11 protein-coding genes are annotated in these 15,206 nt (G+C 70.4%); 5 read left to right on the top strand and 6 right to left on the bottom strand.

Features of this window, described 5'->3' with window-relative positions:
• Positions 1–60 precede the first annotated feature (60 nt).
• The 3 genes from G567_RS0112735 to G567_RS0112725 all read left to right on the top strand — a co-directional run bounded on the left by G567_RS0112735 (position 61) and on the right by G567_RS0112725 (position 4,265).
• Positions 61–2,793 carry an FtsK/SpoIIIE domain-containing protein gene (locus tag G567_RS0112735; protein WP_028930298.1) on the top strand — a complete coding sequence of 911 codons (2,733 nt, stop codon included), beginning with the start codon at positions 61–63 and terminating at the stop codon, positions 2,791–2,793.
• The gene (locus tag G567_RS28500) at positions 2,790–3,158 is read left to right on the top strand and encodes a hypothetical protein (protein WP_051232896.1); all 369 of its coding nucleotides are present in this window, start codon (positions 2,790–2,792) and stop codon (positions 3,156–3,158) included. The genes G567_RS0112735 and G567_RS28500 overlap by 4 nt, the downstream gene beginning before the upstream one ends.
• A gap of 246 nt (positions 3,159–3,404) precedes the next feature.
• Positions 3,405–4,265, top strand: coding sequence for a hypothetical protein (locus G567_RS0112725; protein WP_037057013.1), 861 nt, complete (start codon positions 3,405–3,407; stop codon positions 4,263–4,265).
• Positions 4,266–4,404: 139 nt separating this feature from the next.
• Here the strand turns inward: G567_RS0112725 and G567_RS0112720 are convergent, their stop codons facing one another.
• Positions 4,405–4,605, bottom strand: coding sequence for a DUF6104 family protein (locus tag G567_RS0112720; RefSeq protein WP_028930296.1), 201 nt, complete (start codon positions 4,603–4,605; stop codon positions 4,405–4,407).
• An 11-nt stretch (positions 4,606–4,616) separates the two neighbouring features.
• A complete protein-coding gene (locus G567_RS0112715; RefSeq protein WP_051232909.1) occupies positions 4,617–8,318 on the bottom strand; it encodes a multifunctional oxoglutarate decarboxylase/oxoglutarate dehydrogenase thiamine pyrophosphate-binding subunit/dihydrolipoyllysine-residue succinyltransferase subunit in 3,702 nt (1,233 codons plus the stop codon).
• Positions 8,319–8,992: 674 nt separating this feature from the next.
• Between G567_RS0112715 and G567_RS36860 the strand changes: the two genes are divergently transcribed.
• Both G567_RS36860 and G567_RS36855 read left to right on the top strand, forming a co-directional pair.
• On the top strand, positions 8,993–9,247 hold the full coding sequence (locus tag G567_RS36860; protein ID WP_342662923.1) for a POT-type proton-dependent oligopeptide transporter: 255 nt from the start codon (positions 8,993–8,995) through the stop codon (positions 9,245–9,247).
• A complete protein-coding gene (locus G567_RS36855; protein WP_307724137.1) occupies positions 9,244–9,576 on the top strand; it encodes a hypothetical protein in 333 nt (110 codons plus the stop codon). The genes G567_RS36860 and G567_RS36855 overlap by 4 nt, the downstream gene beginning before the upstream one ends.
• Here the strand turns inward: G567_RS36855 and G567_RS0112700 are convergent.
• From G567_RS0112700 to G567_RS0112685, 4 genes are all read right to left on the bottom strand, one after another.
• Positions 9,573–10,604 (bottom strand): LLM class F420-dependent oxidoreductase, encoded by a 1,032-nt coding sequence (locus G567_RS0112700; RefSeq protein ID WP_028930293.1) that lies wholly within the window; start codon positions 10,602–10,604, stop codon positions 9,573–9,575. The two genes, G567_RS36855 and G567_RS0112700, sit on opposite strands and share 4 nt — an antisense overlap.
• A 111-nt stretch (positions 10,605–10,715) precedes the next feature.
• Positions 10,716–12,845, bottom strand: a complete 2,130-nt coding sequence (locus G567_RS0112695) for a molybdopterin-containing oxidoreductase family protein (RefSeq protein ID WP_028930292.1) — start codon at positions 12,843–12,845, stop codon at positions 10,716–10,718.
• A 106-nt stretch (positions 12,846–12,951) separates the two neighbouring features.
• On the bottom strand, positions 12,952–13,575 hold the full coding sequence (locus G567_RS36850) for a DUF2382 domain-containing protein (protein WP_084796103.1): 624 nt from the start codon (positions 13,573–13,575) through the stop codon (positions 12,952–12,954).
• Positions 13,461–15,017: a long-chain-fatty-acid--CoA ligase gene (locus tag G567_RS0112685; protein WP_028930290.1), complete on the bottom strand. Its 1,557-nt coding sequence runs from the start codon at positions 15,015–15,017 to the stop codon at positions 13,461–13,463. Before G567_RS0112685 ends, G567_RS36850 begins: the two co-directional genes overlap by 115 nt.
• Between the last annotated feature and the right edge of the window lie 189 nt (positions 15,018–15,206).

Below are 15,206 nucleotides of genomic sequence, written 5' to 3'. Positions count from 1 at the left end.
GCATATGGCAGGCATCGACGACATCCGGGCGGCCGGGGTCGCCGGTAGCACCAGCCGCTGATGGCGAAACGGGCCCGGCGCGACCGGATCACGGCCGCCTTCGAGGAGTTCCACGCCGCGGCTGGCGCCGCGCTCAGCGCAGCGGCCCGACTGCGCGAGGGGATCGCGCATGCCCGCGCCGAGACGATCGCGGAGATGTGGCTACGCACCGACGGAATCGCCGCCGCCCGAGCCGATCCGGGGTTGCAGGCCGTGTTCGCCAACTCACGGCTGGCGGCCACCGTCGCCCGCGTCGAGGCCGACCGGGCAGCCGCGTTCGACGAGTGGCTCGCGACCGGCCCAGACCGGCTGGCCGGCCTGCTGGACGAGGTGGCCCCCGGTTCGGCCGGGTGTGACCCGGTCGAATGGCTCGGCCAGGTCGGCAAGGTCGACGGCAGTGGGCCGCTGCCCCAGCTGTGGCGGATCGGAGCCGGCGGCGTCGGGGCCGCGGGGCGCGGCTTCCCGGTCGGCGTGCCGCTGCTCGACGAGTCGCATCTGCAGATCACGTCGACGCACGCCACGCGAGCCGCCGCCGAGGCGCTGGTCGAGGCGCTGCTGATCCGCGTCGTGAGCTACTTCCGGCCCGGGCTCGTGCAGGTACACGTGTGGGATGTCGGGCAGTTCACCGGGGCCATGCCCGGGCTGTATCCGCTCACCCGCACCGGTCTGCTGACCGTGCACGACCCGGGCCGGCTGGAGCACCTGCTGGCGGAGCTGTCGGACCGGATCCGGCGGGTCCACACCCGGGTGCTCGTCGACGGGCATCCGTCGCTGCGGGCGCTGGCGGAAGTGACGGGTGCGCGCAGCGAGCCATGGGTCCTCGCCGTGCTGGCCGGCAACCGGGCGGCGTGGAAGGAGGAGGACCACCGCCAGCTCCAGCGGGTGATGCGCGGCGGTCTCGCCTGCGGTATCCAGCTCGTGCTGCTCGATGTGCCGATGACCGTCGGGGCGCCCGTGGAGAGCGTGCGGATGCGTGACGACGGCACCGCGGTGACGTCGATGACCGGCCCGTACGTCACCCTCAGGCCCGATCCTCCGCTGCCTGGTGAGGCCGTGACCAGGGCCTGCCACGCGATCGCCGATGAGCACGAACGTTGGCGAACCAGGGTCGGCACGTTCGCCGACCTGCTGCCCCCGCCCGAGCAGCGGGGCCGGTTCAGCTCGGTGACCGGCCTGCACGCCCCGGTCGGGTTCGCCGACGGCATCCCGGTCGAGATGGCGCTGGCCGACGCGTCGCCGCACGCACTGGTCGGCGGGCCGAGCGGTTCGGGCAAGACGAACCTGCTGCTCGCCATGATCAGCTCGATGGCCGCCCGCTACGATCCCGACGAGCTCGAGCTCTACCTGCTCGACTTCAAGGAGGGCGTATCGTTCGCGCAGTTCGCTCCCGGCCGCCGCGATACGACGTGGCTCCCACATGCCCGGCTGATCGGCGTCAACATCAACACCGATCGGGAGTTCGGGCTCGCGCTGCTGCAGTTCCTCGCCCACGAGATGCGCCGTCGCGCCGAGGCGGCCAAGGCGCACGAGGTGACCAAGCTGGAGGAGCTGCGCTCGGCCGACCCGGACGGCCGCTGGCCGCGGATCGTCGCGGTGATCGACGAGTTCCAGTACCTGTTCGCCGAGCGTGACGCCGTCACCCGGCAGGCGACCCAGCTGCTGGAGGACGTCGCGCGGCGCGGCCGCTCGCAGGGCATCCACCTCGTGCTCGCCAGCCAGGACGTATCGGGCATCGAGGCGTTCTGGGGCCGCCCGGCGATCTTCGAGCAGTTCGTGCTGCGGATCGCGTTGCCCCGCGCGCGCCGGGTGCTCGCCGACCTCAACGCCACCGCACTCGATCTGCCGCGCTGGCACGCCGTGCTCAACCACGAGTCCGGCGTCCCGCACGGCAACGAGGTCGTGCGCATCCCCGACGCCACCGGCAAGGGATCGGTCGACGAGGTGCAGCGCGCCCTGCACGAGAGTTACGCGGCCGGCCGCGAGCAGCCCCGGCTGTTCGACGGCAGCCGGGCGCCCCGCCTGGCCGAGCTGGCCGTCGAGCTGAGGCCCGGCACGGATCCGCCGAATGCGCTGGTCGGGCAGCGCATCGATGTCGCGGGAAGCGCGGCCGCGGTGCGGCTGCCCGCCGCGCCGGGGCGCAACCTCGGGGTGATCGGTGCGGGCGGGCCGGACGCCGAACGGGTGCTCGGCGCGGCCGCGGGATCGCTGGGGCTGCAGTATGCGCCGGGGGCGGCGGGGTTCGTGCTGGTGCCGTTGGTGGCCGAGGCGGCCGGGCCCGCCGCCGCGCTGGCCGGGCGGCTCGTCGAGGCCGGGCACGCGCCGGAGACGGTGGGACTCGACGCGGTCCGCGCCCGGGTGGAGGCGCTCGCGGCCGACGTGACGTCCCGGCGGTCCAGCGGCGAACGGCGTCCGCTGCATCTTGTTCTCTACGCCGCGGATGCCGCGGACATTGTGCTCGATCGGGCCGGGACCGATGCGCTGCGCCAGGTGCTCCGGTTCGGGCCGGAGACCGGCATCCACGTGCTCGGCTGGTGGCGCAGCGCCCAGCGGCTCAGGGCGTTGCTGACCATGGCCGCATCGGCCGACGACCTGGGCGCCTGGGTCGGCCTCGACGTCCAGGGCAGCGAGCTCGGCGCACTCGCGCCCGGGATGCTGGTGAGCTGGTCGCCGCGCCCCGGTCGCGCGCTGCTGTTCGACCGTGCCCAGCATGCCCGCCCGGAGGTCGTGATCGTGCCCTCGCTGGAGGGGCCATGAGTGCGGCGCGCGAGTACAAGGACATCATCGCCGGGATCACCGCCGCCGCCGAGGCGCTGCGCGAGCGCGACCGGGAGTGCGTCGCCGCCCTGGCCCGCCGCCTCGTCGAGCTGGACGCTGCAATGCTCCGCGCCGAGGAGCGGGCCGCGCTGTCCCGGCTCGGCGTGGAGCTGCATTGGGAGGCTGCCCTGAAGGCGTTGTGGGCGGAGTCGTGGATGACGTTGCGCCCGCTGCCGGCCCCGGACGGCGGCGCCGCCCCGGGGCCGGCAGCCCTGGATGCCCTGGACGCCGCCGTCGCACAACGGTTCGAGGATCTCCTCGGCGCTGTCCGCAGGCGCGGGTTTCGTCTTCCCCGCCGCGGCTGACTCTGCGCCTTCCACCCTTTTCAGCGCATTATGGAGCCATAGTGCGTTACGGGGCCGCTTGTCCTGCGCATTATGGAGCCATAGTGCGGCCGAGGGTGGCGCATTAAACACGTTATGGAGCCATGAGGCAACCGAGGCGGCGCGGCGCTGTGGACGTCTGCGCGGACTGCCGAGCCATCACGCGATGAGGGACCCGTCTGTGGCCGGTCGTTCGACGCGGCGCGGGTCCTCCTGGATCGTGCATCTGTGGACCTGTCCTCGATCCCGGTCTTTCGCGGCTCGGACGCCATCGCCGAAGGATTGCTGACCGTCGGTCAGCTTCGCGGCCCGTGGTTTCGCCCGCTGTTCCGCAACGTCTACACCACGGCCGATCGGGACGTGACCCACGAGCTGCGATGCAGGGCGGCCACGCTGGCGCTCCCCCGCGGCGCGGTGGTCACCGGACGGTCGGCCGCCACCGTCCGGGGCGTCCGCCTGTGCTGGCCGGACGACGACGTCCAGGTGGTCGCACCGCTGGAGATGCGGCTTGCTCGCCGGACGGGCCTGCGGATCCGGCGCACCGAGCTCGCCCCCGGCGAATCGCGCGACTGGGCCCACGGCAGGCTGGCCAGCCCGCTGCGTACGGTGCTGGATCTGCTGCTCGCGCGGCCGCTGCACGACGCCGTCGCCGATCTCGACGCCGTACTCCGGGCGGATCTGGTCGAGCTGTCCGACGTCGCCACGATGGTTGACGCCCGGTCGGACAACGGCATCCGCGGCGCCCGCCGAGCCGTGCAGCTGGCCGATCCCCGGGCCGAGTCGCTGCCTGAGTCGAAGCTGCGCGTGCTGCTGGTGCTCGATGGCCTGCAGCCCGTTCCCCAGTACTGGATCTGTGACCGCGGCGTCAAGATTGCCCGCACCGATCTCGCGTTCCCCGCCCAGAAGGTGTCCGTCGAGTACGACGGTGACTGGCGAGACGGCGAAATGTGGGCCCTCAATCGTGACCGGGATCGGCTCAATCGAGTCCACGACGCCGGTTGGACAGTCGTTTTCGTGACCGCGCCGCTGCTGCGGGACAAAGAGCAACTGATCGCAACTGTTCGCTCGGCTCTCGCCCGCCGCTCCTGACCGCATTATGGCTCCATAATGCGCAGGACAAGTGGCCCCGGATCGCGTTATGGCTCCATAACGCACGGGAGGTGGCGCCCTGAAACACGTTATGGCTCCATAATGCGCGATGGGGGGCGGCGGGCGAGAGCCGAGCGCGCTATGGCTCCATCATGTCGAGCGCCTCATCGAGGCCGGAGTCGTCGCGAGCGAGGAAGCTGGCCACTCGCTCCACGGCGTCCTCGAACTCGGGATGCAGATCCACGAACGCGCGCAGCCGGTCGGCCACCCACGCCCAGGTGACCTGCTCGTCACCCCGTCGTTCGGCGAGCTCTTCGATTCCGCGGTCGGTGAAGTACACGGTTCGATGTTCTAGCCGAAGGCCTTGTCGATCACTTCGGCCTGCTCCACCTCATGGACCTTCGACGAGCCCGCGGCAGGGGCGGCCATCCGGCGCCGGGAGACCCGCGTGAGCCCGGACAGCCGCTTGGGCAGCCGCTCCGGCAGCTCGAGGCCGAAGTAGGGCCAGACGCCCTGGTTGGCCGGCTCCTCCTGGACCCAGCAGATATCGGTGACGTCCGGATAGCGCTCCAGCACCGCGGCGATCTGCCGCTCCGGCAGGGGATAGAGCTGTTCGACGCGCACGATCGCGGTGTCGGTGATACCTCGCTTCTCACGCGCCGCGGCCAGCTCCCAGTAGATCTTGCCGCTGCACATCAGGAGCTTGCGGACACCGGCCGGGTGATCGGTCTCGCGGTAGCGCGGGTCGTCGATGACGCTCCGGAAGCGCCCGCCGGTGAAATCGCTGATCGGCGAGACGACCTGCTTGGCCCGCAACATCCACTTCGGCGTGAACACCACCAACGGCCGGCGCACCCCGTCGAGGGCGTGCCTGCGCAGGAGGTGGAAGTAGTTCGCGGGCTCGGACGGCAGCGCGACGGTCATCGACCATTCGGCGCACAGTTGCAGGAACCGCTCGATCCGGCCCGACGAGTGGTCCGGGCCCTGGCCCTCGAGACCGTGCGGCAGCAGGAGACCGACGTCGGCCAGCTGACCCCATTTGGCCTCGCCGGAGGAGACGAACTCGTCGATGATCGACTGGGCGCCGTTGACGAAGTCGCCGAACTGCGCCTCCCACAGCACCAGTGCGTCCGGGTTGGCCACCGAGTAGCCGTATTCGAAGCCGAGTGCGGCGAACTCCGAGAGCGCCGAGTCGTAGGGCAGGAAGCGGCCCTGGTCCTGGGCAAGGTTGCGCAGCGGATAGTACTCCTCGCCCGTCTTCCGGTCGATGATCACCGAGTGCCGCTGGACGAAGGTCCCGCGCCGGGAGTCCTGGCCGGCGAGCCGGACCAGCTTGCCCTGCATGACCAGCGAGCCCATGGCGATGAGTTCGGCGAAGGCCCAGTCGATGTTCCCTTCCCGGGACATCGTGTACCGGCGCTTCAGCACCGGCTTGACCCGCTGGTGGACGGTGAATCCCTCGGGGAGGTTGACGTGTGCGTCCCCGATTCGGTGGACGACCTCCAGCGGGATCGCGGTGTCCAGGTCGCTCGGAGCCAGCTGCTCCTGCTCGACCGACGGCGAGGCGGCCGGCGGGGTCCGTTCCAGCTCACGGACCTCCTCGAAGACATGTTCGAGCTGACTGGAGAAGTCCTTGAGCGCGTGCTCGGCCTCCTCCATGGTGATGTCCCCGCGGCCGATCAGCGACTCCGTGTAGATCTTCCGGACGCTGCGCTTGGCGTCGATGATGTCGTACATCGCGGGCTGGGTCATCGAGGGGTCGTCGCCCTCGTTGTGGCCGCGGCGCCGGTAGCAGATCATGTCGATGACGACGTCGTTGTGCCAGCGTTCGCGGTAGTCGACCGCCAGCTTGGCCACCCAGACGCACGCCTCGGGGTCGTCGCCGTTCACGTGGAAGACGGGGGCGCCGATCATCTTCGCCACATCGGTGGAGTACTGCGACGAGCGGGAGTGCTCGGGCGCCGTGGTGAAACCGACCTGGTTGTTGATCACGACGTGCACGGTGCCGCCGGTGCGGTAGCCGCGCAGCAGCGCGAGGTTCAGGGTCTCGGCCACGACGCCCTGGCCGGCGAACGCCGCATCGCCGTGCAGCAGCAGCGGCAGCACGGTGAACCCGGCCTCGCCCTTGTCGAGCAGGTCCTGCTTGGCGCGGACGATGCCCTCCAGCACCGGGTCGACGGCCTCGAGGTGCGACGGGTTCGCGGTCAGCGACACCACCGTCTCGCCGTCGCCGAACATCCGGAAGTACTTGCCCTCGGCGCCGAGGTGGTACTTCACGTCGCCGGAACCGTGCGCCTGGGCGGGGTCGAGGTTGCCCTCGAACTCCCGGAAGATCTGGCTTATGGGCTTGCCGACGATATTGGCCAGTACGTTGAGCCGTCCGCGGTGCGGCATCCCGATGACGACCTCGTCGAGCTCGTATTCGGCGGCCTTGTCCAGCACCGCGTCGAGCAGCGGGATGACGGTCTCGCCGCCCTCCAGCGAGAACCGCTTCTGCCCGACGTACTTGGTCTGGAGGAAAGTCTCGAATGCCTCCGCGGCGTTGAGCTTGGACAGGATGTACTTCTGCTCGGCCACCTGCGGCTTGGGGTGCGGGACCTCGATGCGCTCCTGCAACCAGGCCCGCTGCGCCGGGTCCGAGATGTGCATGTACTCGGTGCCGATCGTGCGGCAGTAGGCGTCGCGCAGCACCCCGAGGACGTCGCGCAGCTTCATGTGCGCCTGGCCGGCGAACCCGCCGACGGCGAACTCGCGGTCGAGGTCCCAGAGCGTGAGGCCGTGGGAGAGGACGTCGAGGTCGGGATGGCGCCGCTGTCGGTAGTTCAGCGGATCGGTGTCGGCCATCAGATGGCCGCGGGTCCGGTAGGACTCGATCAGCTCCAGCACCCTGGCGGTCTTGTCGACCGCGCCCTCCGGGATGTCCTGCACCCAGCGGACGGGCTCGTAGGGCACCCGCAGCGAGGCGAAGATCTCGTCGTAGAAGCCGTCCGTCCCGAGCAGCAGTTGGTGCACCCGGCGCAGGAAGTCCCCCGACTCGGCCCCCTGGATGATCCGGTGGTCGTAGGTCGAGGTCAGTGTGATGATCTTGCTGACGCCGATCTCGGCGAGTCGTTCCTCGCTGGCTCCCTGGAACTCGGCCGGGTACTCCATCGCACCGACGCCGATGATCGCGCCCTGTCCCTGCATCAGCCGCGGCACGCTGTGGTTGGTGCCGAGCGTGCCCGGGTTGGTCAGGCTGATCGTGGTGCCGGCGAAGTCGTCGGCCGTCAGACGGCTGCCGCGCGCCTTGCGCACGACGTCCTCGTAGGCCGACCAGAACTGGGCGAACGTCATCGCCTCGCAGCCCTTGATCGACGCGACGACGAGCGAGCGTTGCCCGTCGCGTCCCGGCAGGTCGATGGCGAGGCCGAGGTTGACGTGCTCGGGCTGGATGACCGACGGCCTGCCGTCGGTCTCGGCGAAGTGCCGGTTCATCACCGGGAAGTCGGCCAGCGCCTTCACCACGGCGTACCCGATGAGGTGGGTGAAGGAGATCTTGCCGCCACGGGTGCGCTGCAGCTGGTTGTTGATGACGACCCGGTTGTCGGCGAGCAGCTTCGCGGGGACGGCGCGCACGCTCGTCGCGGTGGGCACCGTCAGCGAGGCGTTCATGTTCTTGGCGACGGCGCTCGCCGCGCCGCGCAGCAGGGTGACCTCGCCGGCGTCGGTCCTCGGGGCGGGCTTGGCGGCGGCCTTGGAGGTGGTGCCCGCCGCCGGCTTTCCGGTGTCCTTCATCGGTGCGGCGACCGGTGGGGCGACCGGTGCCGCGCCGTCGACCCGGGCGCTGGCGCCGTGGGCGGTGGCCGGCTCGTCCCGGACGCCACGGTCGGCGGTCCGGCGTTGCTCGCTCGGTTCGGCGGGCTCGACCGCGGGTGTGGGTGCGGCGGGGACCGCCTGGGACGAGGCGGCATCCTCGGCGACCCCGTTGTCCGGGCCCTGCGGCCGGTAGTCGGCGAAGAAGTCGTGCCATGCCGGGTCGACCGCGGATGGGTCATCAAGGAAGCGCTGGTACATCTCCTCGACGAGCCACTCGTTGGGGCCGAACTGGCTCGCCTGACCGGATGTACTGCTGCTGGACACGCTCTCAACCGCCTTGATCGCTTGCTCGACGTCGTGGCTGGACCGCTGCCAGATTAGTCCCCCCACCGGGGGGCGGGGTGGGCATCGCGGTGTGTTCGCGGCCGGTGATGGTCCAGAGCACGGAGAACTCGCAACCCACCACCGCTCATCTCACCAGCGCACAGCCGGGTGCCGTACGCAAGTCTAGGCTGACCCGGTTGCGGAGCTGGGGCGGGGCCGGCTCCACGGCGGGGGAGGACTGCTATGTCCCGGACGGTCGAAACCGCCGAACAGCCGGCCAGGCGCACGGTCCTCGGGCACCCGATCGGCCTGGTGAACCTGTTCAACGTCGAGCTCTGGGAACGGTTCTCCTTCTACGGATGCTGCTCATCCTCGGCTCTATCTGTACTACTCGCTGGAGCAGGGCGGGCTGGCGCTGCCGCAGAGCACGGCGACCGGCATCGTCGGCGCCTACGGCGGCCTGGTGTGCCTGTCCACGGTGCTCGGCGGGTGGTTGGCCGATCGGCTGTTCGGCATGGAACGCATGGTGTTCTACGGCGGGTTCGTGGTCATGCTCGGCCACGTCGCGCTCGCCGCGTTGCCGGGGCTGAGCGGGGTCGGCGTTCTACCTGGGCATCAACATCGGTGCCTTCGTCGGTCCGCTGGTCACCGGGCTGCTGCAGACCCAGCTCGGGCTCCACTACGGCTTCGGGGCGGCCGCGGTCGGGATGGCCCTCGGCCTGACCCAGTACGTGATCTTCCGGCGGAACCCGGGCACACACGGCAGGGATGTGCCCAACCCCTTGGACGGCCCTGCGCGGGTCAAGGCGCTGCTGGTGGCCGCGGCCATTGGATCATCCTGCTGTCACCGGTGTTCGCCGTGATGCGGACGAAGCTGGGCGATCGGGCGCCGTCCACGCCGAGCAAGTTCGCGCTCGGTGTGATCGGCATGGGCGTGGCGTTCCTGCTGTTCCTGCCGATGGCCGGCGGTACCGGCAAGACCAGTCCGGCGATCGCGGTCTTCTTCCTCATGGCGCTGTACTTCTTCTCGGTCGGCATCGGCACGTCAACGGCCGGGGTGCTGGCCAGGTTCTACTCCCCGGCACACGAGGTGCCCTACTTCGGGATCAGCGGCGCGGTGACCATCGTAGTCGGCCTGATCGTGCTGTCCCTGGTGCCGTGGATCCGGGGGAGGATGGAGGGCGTGCACTAGGAGATCCACTCCTTGACCTGGGTGAACACCTTCGGCGCTGCCCGGCTGACCGGGTCGACGTGCAGATGTGTCACCCCCGCCGCCTGCAGCGCGGCGATTCGCTCCCGGACGAACGACGGCGGGCCGATGAGAGTGACGTTGTCGATGAAGTCGTCCGGCAACGCCGCGGCGGCCTCCTCCTTCTTCCCGTCGAGGTACAGATCCTGCACGGTCCGCGCGGCGTCGCCGTAGCCCTGCCGGGCGAACACCGTGTTGTAGAAGTTGCGCCCGCGGGCGCCCATCCCGCCGATGTAGAGCGCGAACATCCCACGGGCCAGCCGACGGGCGGGTTCGAACATCTCCTCCTCGATGGCGAGGATGCCGCCGCCGGTGATCTGCAGCGGGCCGAGCTCGGGGGCCCGCTTGGCGAGCCCGGCGTCGAGGGCGGGGCCGAACACCTCGCGGATCTTCTCCGGCATGAGCACATGCGGCAGCCAGCCGTTGGCGATCTCCGCGGTCATCTCGACGTTGCGGTCGCCCAGCGCGGCCACCCAGATCGGGATATCGGAGCGGAGGGGATGGTTGATGAGCTTGAGCGGCTTGCCCAGCCCGGTGCCCTGGCCCTCCGGCAGCGGGATCGGGTAGAGGCCCTCGTTGGTGACCCGCTCGCGGCGCCACGCCTTCCGGCAGATCCCGATGATCTCCCGGGTGCGGGCGATGGGCTTGTCATAGGGAACCCCGTGGAAACCCTCGATGACCTGCGGGCCGGACGCGCCGAGACCGAGGATCATCCGGCCGCCGGAGAGGGCATCGAGGCCGGCGGCCGTCATCGCCGTCAGTGTCGGGGTGCGTGTGTAGATCGGCAGGATCCCCGATCCGATCTCCACCCGTTCGGTCTTCGCCGCCAGATAGCCCATCAGCGACACGGCGTCGTAGCTGTATGCCTCGGCGACCCAGGCGACGTCGAGGCCTGCGCTTTCGAGGGCGACCACGCGCTCGACGCTGGCGAGGGGATCGTCGCTGTACTGGACTTGGGTCGACAGCTTCATGTGCCGGGGTCTAGCGCAGGGTTACTCGCGAGTCAAGTGACGCCACGACCACGGGGAAAGGGCGCGCGGCCGAGGTACACCGGCGAGCCCGGTGCGCCACCCGGGTGGCCATCAGGAGCTCTCGACCTCGACCCGGGTGTCGGAGAACGTCGGTGCATTGCCCAGATCGGCGAAGACGAACGGGTTCACGGTGTTGACCGTGGAGTGGTCCTTGGCGTTCTTGGGCCATGCGCCCATCGGCGACATCACCACGCCGGGCGCGATCTCGTCGGTGACCCTGGCCAGCGCGACGAACTGGCCGCGGTCATTGAACACCCGCACGTACTGCCCATCGGCGATGCCGCGCTCGGCCGCGTCCCGCGGGTGGATCGTCACCGCCGGCTCGCCCTGCACCCGCCGCTGGGCCGGCTGGTCGGCGGCGCTGGAGTTGAGGTAGGCGTGCGACTTGGGCGAGATGAGGTTGAGCCGGTAGCCGGTGTCGGCGGTCTCCCGGGGCGGGACGTAGTACGGGAGCGGGTCGACGACGCCGCCGGGCTGGAACTCGTTCGAGCCCTGCCGGAACAGCGGTATGACGAAGTTGCCCGCCTCGGCCGCGACCGAGGACCGGAACTCGGTCTTGCCCGACGGGGTCGGGAAGTTGCCCTCGGCGTGCGGCGCGTACTCGTCGGCCGAGGGCAGATTCAACCGGGCCCAGCCCCGCTCCCGCAGCGACTCGACCGTGATGCCCTCCATCACCGGGGACGACCAGTCGAAGGCCTCGGCGATCAGTTCCTCGTCGGTGCGGCGGAAGCAGGGTTCGGTGAAGCCCATCCGGACGGCGAGCCTGCGGAACAGCTCCGTGTTGGACATCGCCTCGCCCAGCGGGGCGACCGCCGGGGTGTTCAGCGACACGTAGAAGTGGCCCCAGCTGAACATGATGTCGTGCTGTTCGAGCTGGGTCGTGGCCGGCAGCACGAGGTCGGCGTAGCTCGCCGTGTCGGTGAGGAAGTGGTCGCTGACCACGGTGAACAGATCCTCCCGGGCGAGCCCGGCGGCCACCTTGGCCTGCTCGGGACACACGACCATCGGGTTGGAGTTGTAGACCATCAGCGCCGTGATCGGTGGGTCCAGCCCCAGCTCCCCGGTCAGCGCCCGGCCCAGCAGGAACTGGTTGACGACCCGGGTGCCCGGGGTGGCCAGCTCGGGATGCATCAGCGCGCCCCAGTTCACCGGGAAGGCCCACAGCGGCAGCTGCAGCAGCCCGCCGCCGACGTTGCGCCACGCGCCGACGAGCGCGGGCAGGCAGGAGATCGCGCGCACCGTCTGGCCGCCGCCGGCGTGTCGCTCGATCGCCACCCCGATCCGGATCATCGACGGCTGGGTGGTGGCGTACTCGCGGGCCAGCGTGCGGATGTCCGCGGCCGGGATGCCGGTCTCGGCCTCCGCCCACTCCGGGCTGTACTGCCGCACCCGCTCGACAAGTTCGTCGTAGCCGACCGTGTGGTCGCGGACGTACGCCTCGTCGGCCAGCCCCTCATTGGTGATCACGTGCATCATGGCCAGCGCGAGCGCACCGTCGGTCCCCGGCCGGATCGGGAGGTACCAGTCGGCCCGCCGCGCCGTCTGGTGCCGCACCGGGTCGATCACCACGACCTTCGCGCCGCGGCGCTGGGCCTCGGCGACGACCGGCCACAGGTGCAGGTTGGTCGAGACCATGTTGCAGGCCCAGATGATGATGTAGCGGGAGTGCACGAGGCTCTCCGGGTCGACGCCCGCGGTGGCGCCGATGGTCATCGTGTACGCGGTGCACGCGCCGGAGTCGCAGTAGGTGCGTTCGGCGATCGTCGCGCCGAGCTTGTTGAAGAACGGGTCGCCCACATTGAGCCCGTTGAGGATGCCCTCGGTGCCCAGGTAGCTGACCGGCATGATCGCCTCGGCGCCGTGCTCGGCGATCGTCTCCCGGAACCGGGCTGCGATCTCGTCCAGCGCGGCGTCCCAGGAGATCCGGGCGAACCGGCCGCTGCCCTTGGGGCCGGTGCGCCGCAGCGGGTAGAGCACGCGGTCCGGGCTGTACACCTTGTCGACGTAGTTGTTGACCTTGACGCAGAGGCCGCCGCGGGTGAACGGGTGCTCGGGGTCGCCGCGCACCTCGGTGGCCCGGCCGTCGGCGACCGTGACCAGCATCGCGCAGGTGTCCGGGCAGTCGTGCGGGCAGGCGGCGCGCACGGTCGTGGTGACGGGAAGGGCCTCGGTCGCGGTCATGGAGATCTCCCGGGCGCTGGATCGGATGCCGCCCTGGGCCGGGATCGCGGCCCGGAACCGTATCGGCGGCCGTCCGCGCATTGTGCGCCGTCCCGGGACGGCCTGCCTAGCCCCGACGGGGCCAGCGGTCGTCGGGCACCCCGATCATCGCGACATCGAGCGGATGCTCGGCGAGCATCCGCTCGATGTCCGGACCCGCCTGCTCCGACGCCACCACCCGCTCGACCTGGCCGCTGGGATCGTCGTGCTCCTTGCGGACCTCGCCCGAGACGGTCTCCTGCTCGGGCACGGTGTCCGGTTCGATCCGGACCCGTTCGACCGGTTCGGTCTGCTTGCTGACGACCGGGCGTTCGGAGTGCAGCGTGACCTCGTGTTCCTCCTCGGAGATGTCGGGCCCGCGTCGGTGGTCGGCCCGGAGACGTCTCGCCCGACGGCGGTTTCCGGCTCGACGGCGCTGTCTCGTTCCGCCGCGGTTCCCGCTGTCGCCGCCGTACCCGTCGCGGCCGCGGTATCGGTGCCGGTACCGGTTCGCGGCTGGCCGGGTCGAGGCCGTAGTAGCTGTACAGCTCGGACTCCTGCTGCGGCGGGAGGTGACCGCTGGAGGGGCCAGCAGCCTCACACGACCTGGCGTTCTCGGCCTGCCCAGTACGGTTTGCGCAGCTCCTTCTTGAGGACCTTGCCGGTGGGGTTGCGCGGCAGCTCGTCGACGACCTCGACGGCCTTCGGGCATTTGAACGAGGCGAGGTGCTTGCGGCCGTGGGCGAGCAGTTCGTTCTCGTCGATACTCGCGCCGGGGGCGGCGACGACGACCGCCATCGGAACCTCGCCCCAGCGGTCGTCGGGCACCCCGATCACCGCGACGTCGGCGATGCCCGGGTGCTCGGCGAGCACCCGCTCGATCTCGGCGGGGTAGATGTTCTCCCCGCCGCTGATGATCATGTCCTTGATTCGGTCGGTGACGTAGATGTAGCCGTCGGCGTCCAGGTACCCCCCGTCGCCGGACCGCAGCCAGCCGTCCGGGGTGATCGTGTCGGCCGTCGCCTCGGGCTTTCCCCAGTAGCCGCTCATCAGCTGCTCGGTGCGGACCCAGATCTCCCCGGGTGTGCCGGCGGGCACCGGCTCGCCGGTGGCCGGGTCGCGGATCTCGATCTCGACGCCGTGGATCGGAGTGCCGGCCGAAACCAGCCGGTGTGCGACCGCCGAGTTCTCGTGGTCCTGCGGGCCCAGCGAGCTCACGACCCCCGCCGCCTCGGTCATGCCATACACCTGGTGCAGCCGCCCCGGGAACAGCGCGAGACAGGCCCGCATCACCGGCAGCGGCATCGGGGAGGCGCCGTAGGACAGCGCGCGCAGCGCCGAGAAATCGCGTTGCTCGACGCCGGGAATCTGGGTGATCGCCGCCAGCAGGGCGGGCACCAGGAAGGTGTGGGTGATCCGCTCGCGCTCCAGCATGTCCAGCACCGCGACCGGGTCGGGCATCCGCAGCATCACCATCCGGGTCCCGCCGTAGAGCGCGACCAATGCGTAGCTCGTCCCGCCGACGTGGAACAGCGGCATCGCGATCTGCACCACGTCGTCGTCGCTGAGCACGAAGTCCGTGGCCACGGCGGCCGAATGCGCGAGGACCCCGCGGTGGGTGAGCATCGCCCCCTTGGGGAACCCGGTGGTGCCCGAGGTGTAGAGCTGGACGAAGCAGTCGTCCGGACGGGCGGGATGGACGGCCGTGTCGGGTTCGTGCGTGCCCAGCAGCGCCTCGTACTCATCGGCGTCCCCACCGAGACGCAGCACCCGCTCGACGCTCGGTAGCTTGTCGCGGATCTGCTCGGCGGCGCCGGCGAACTCGGGCCCGACGAAGAGGATCCTGGCGGTGGCGTCGTTGATCACGTAGACGATCTCGGGCGGCGCCAGCCGGAAGTTGACGATGGCGTTCGCCGCGCCGATCTGGGCGCAGGCCAGGGTCAGCTCCAGACAGGACGGGTGGTTGAGGTCGAGGACAGCGATCCGGTCGCCGGGGCCGATTCCGTTGGCGCGCAACCCAGCGGCCGCTCGACGCACGCGCTCGGCCAGTTGCCGCCAGGTCCAGCTCGAACCCCCGAAGCGAAGCGCCTCGGTATCGGGCCGCTCACGCTCCCACCGGGAAAGCAGATCGGAGACCTTGACGGGGACAGTCATGGCAACTCCCGGGGTACGGCGGGAAACACATGGTCGTCACCGCGGATGGTAGCGCTGCTCCCGGCGGCCCGGATCCGACGAACTCGCCTATACCACCCCACGTCCAGCGGCCATCCGGGGCCCTTGACGCTGGCCCGCCGCGATGGTCGGCTTGCAGTCTGTCGCACCTCAACCAATCGGCGGAGGAGT

This window comes from Pseudonocardia asaccharolytica DSM 44247 = NBRC 16224 (assembly GCF_000423625.1).
GTDB lineage: Bacteria > Actinomycetota > Actinomycetes > Mycobacteriales > Pseudonocardiaceae > Pseudonocardia > Pseudonocardia asaccharolytica.
This window is presented reverse-complemented; position numbering and strand designations above follow the sequence as displayed.

Excerpts from the sequence above, each read along its gene's own strand:
- G567_RS0112735 (WP_028930298.1), top strand. The coding sequence starts at position 61 with ATGGCGAAACGGGCCCGGCGCGACCGGATCACGGCCGCCTTCGAGGAG.
- G567_RS28500 (WP_051232896.1), top strand. The coding sequence starts at position 2,790 with ATGAGTGCGGCGCGCGAGTACAAGGACATCATCGCCGGGATCACCGCC.
- G567_RS0112715 (WP_051232909.1), bottom strand. The coding sequence starts at position 8,318 with ATGTACCAGCGCTTCCTTGATGACCCATCCGCGGTCGACCCGGCATGG.
- G567_RS0112700 (WP_028930293.1), bottom strand. The coding sequence starts at position 10,604 with ATGAAGCTGTCGACCCAAGTCCAGTACAGCGACGATCCCCTCGCCAGC.
- G567_RS0112695 (WP_028930292.1), bottom strand. The coding sequence starts at position 12,845 with ATGACCGCGACCGAGGCCCTTCCCGTCACCACGACCGTGCGCGCCGCC.
- G567_RS36850 (WP_084796103.1), bottom strand. The coding sequence starts at position 13,575 with ATGCCCGAAGGCCGTCGAGGTCGTCGACGAGCTGCCGCGCAACCCCAC.
- G567_RS0112685 (WP_028930290.1), bottom strand. The coding sequence starts at position 15,017 with ATGACTGTCCCCGTCAAGGTCTCCGATCTGCTTTCCCGGTGGGAGCGT.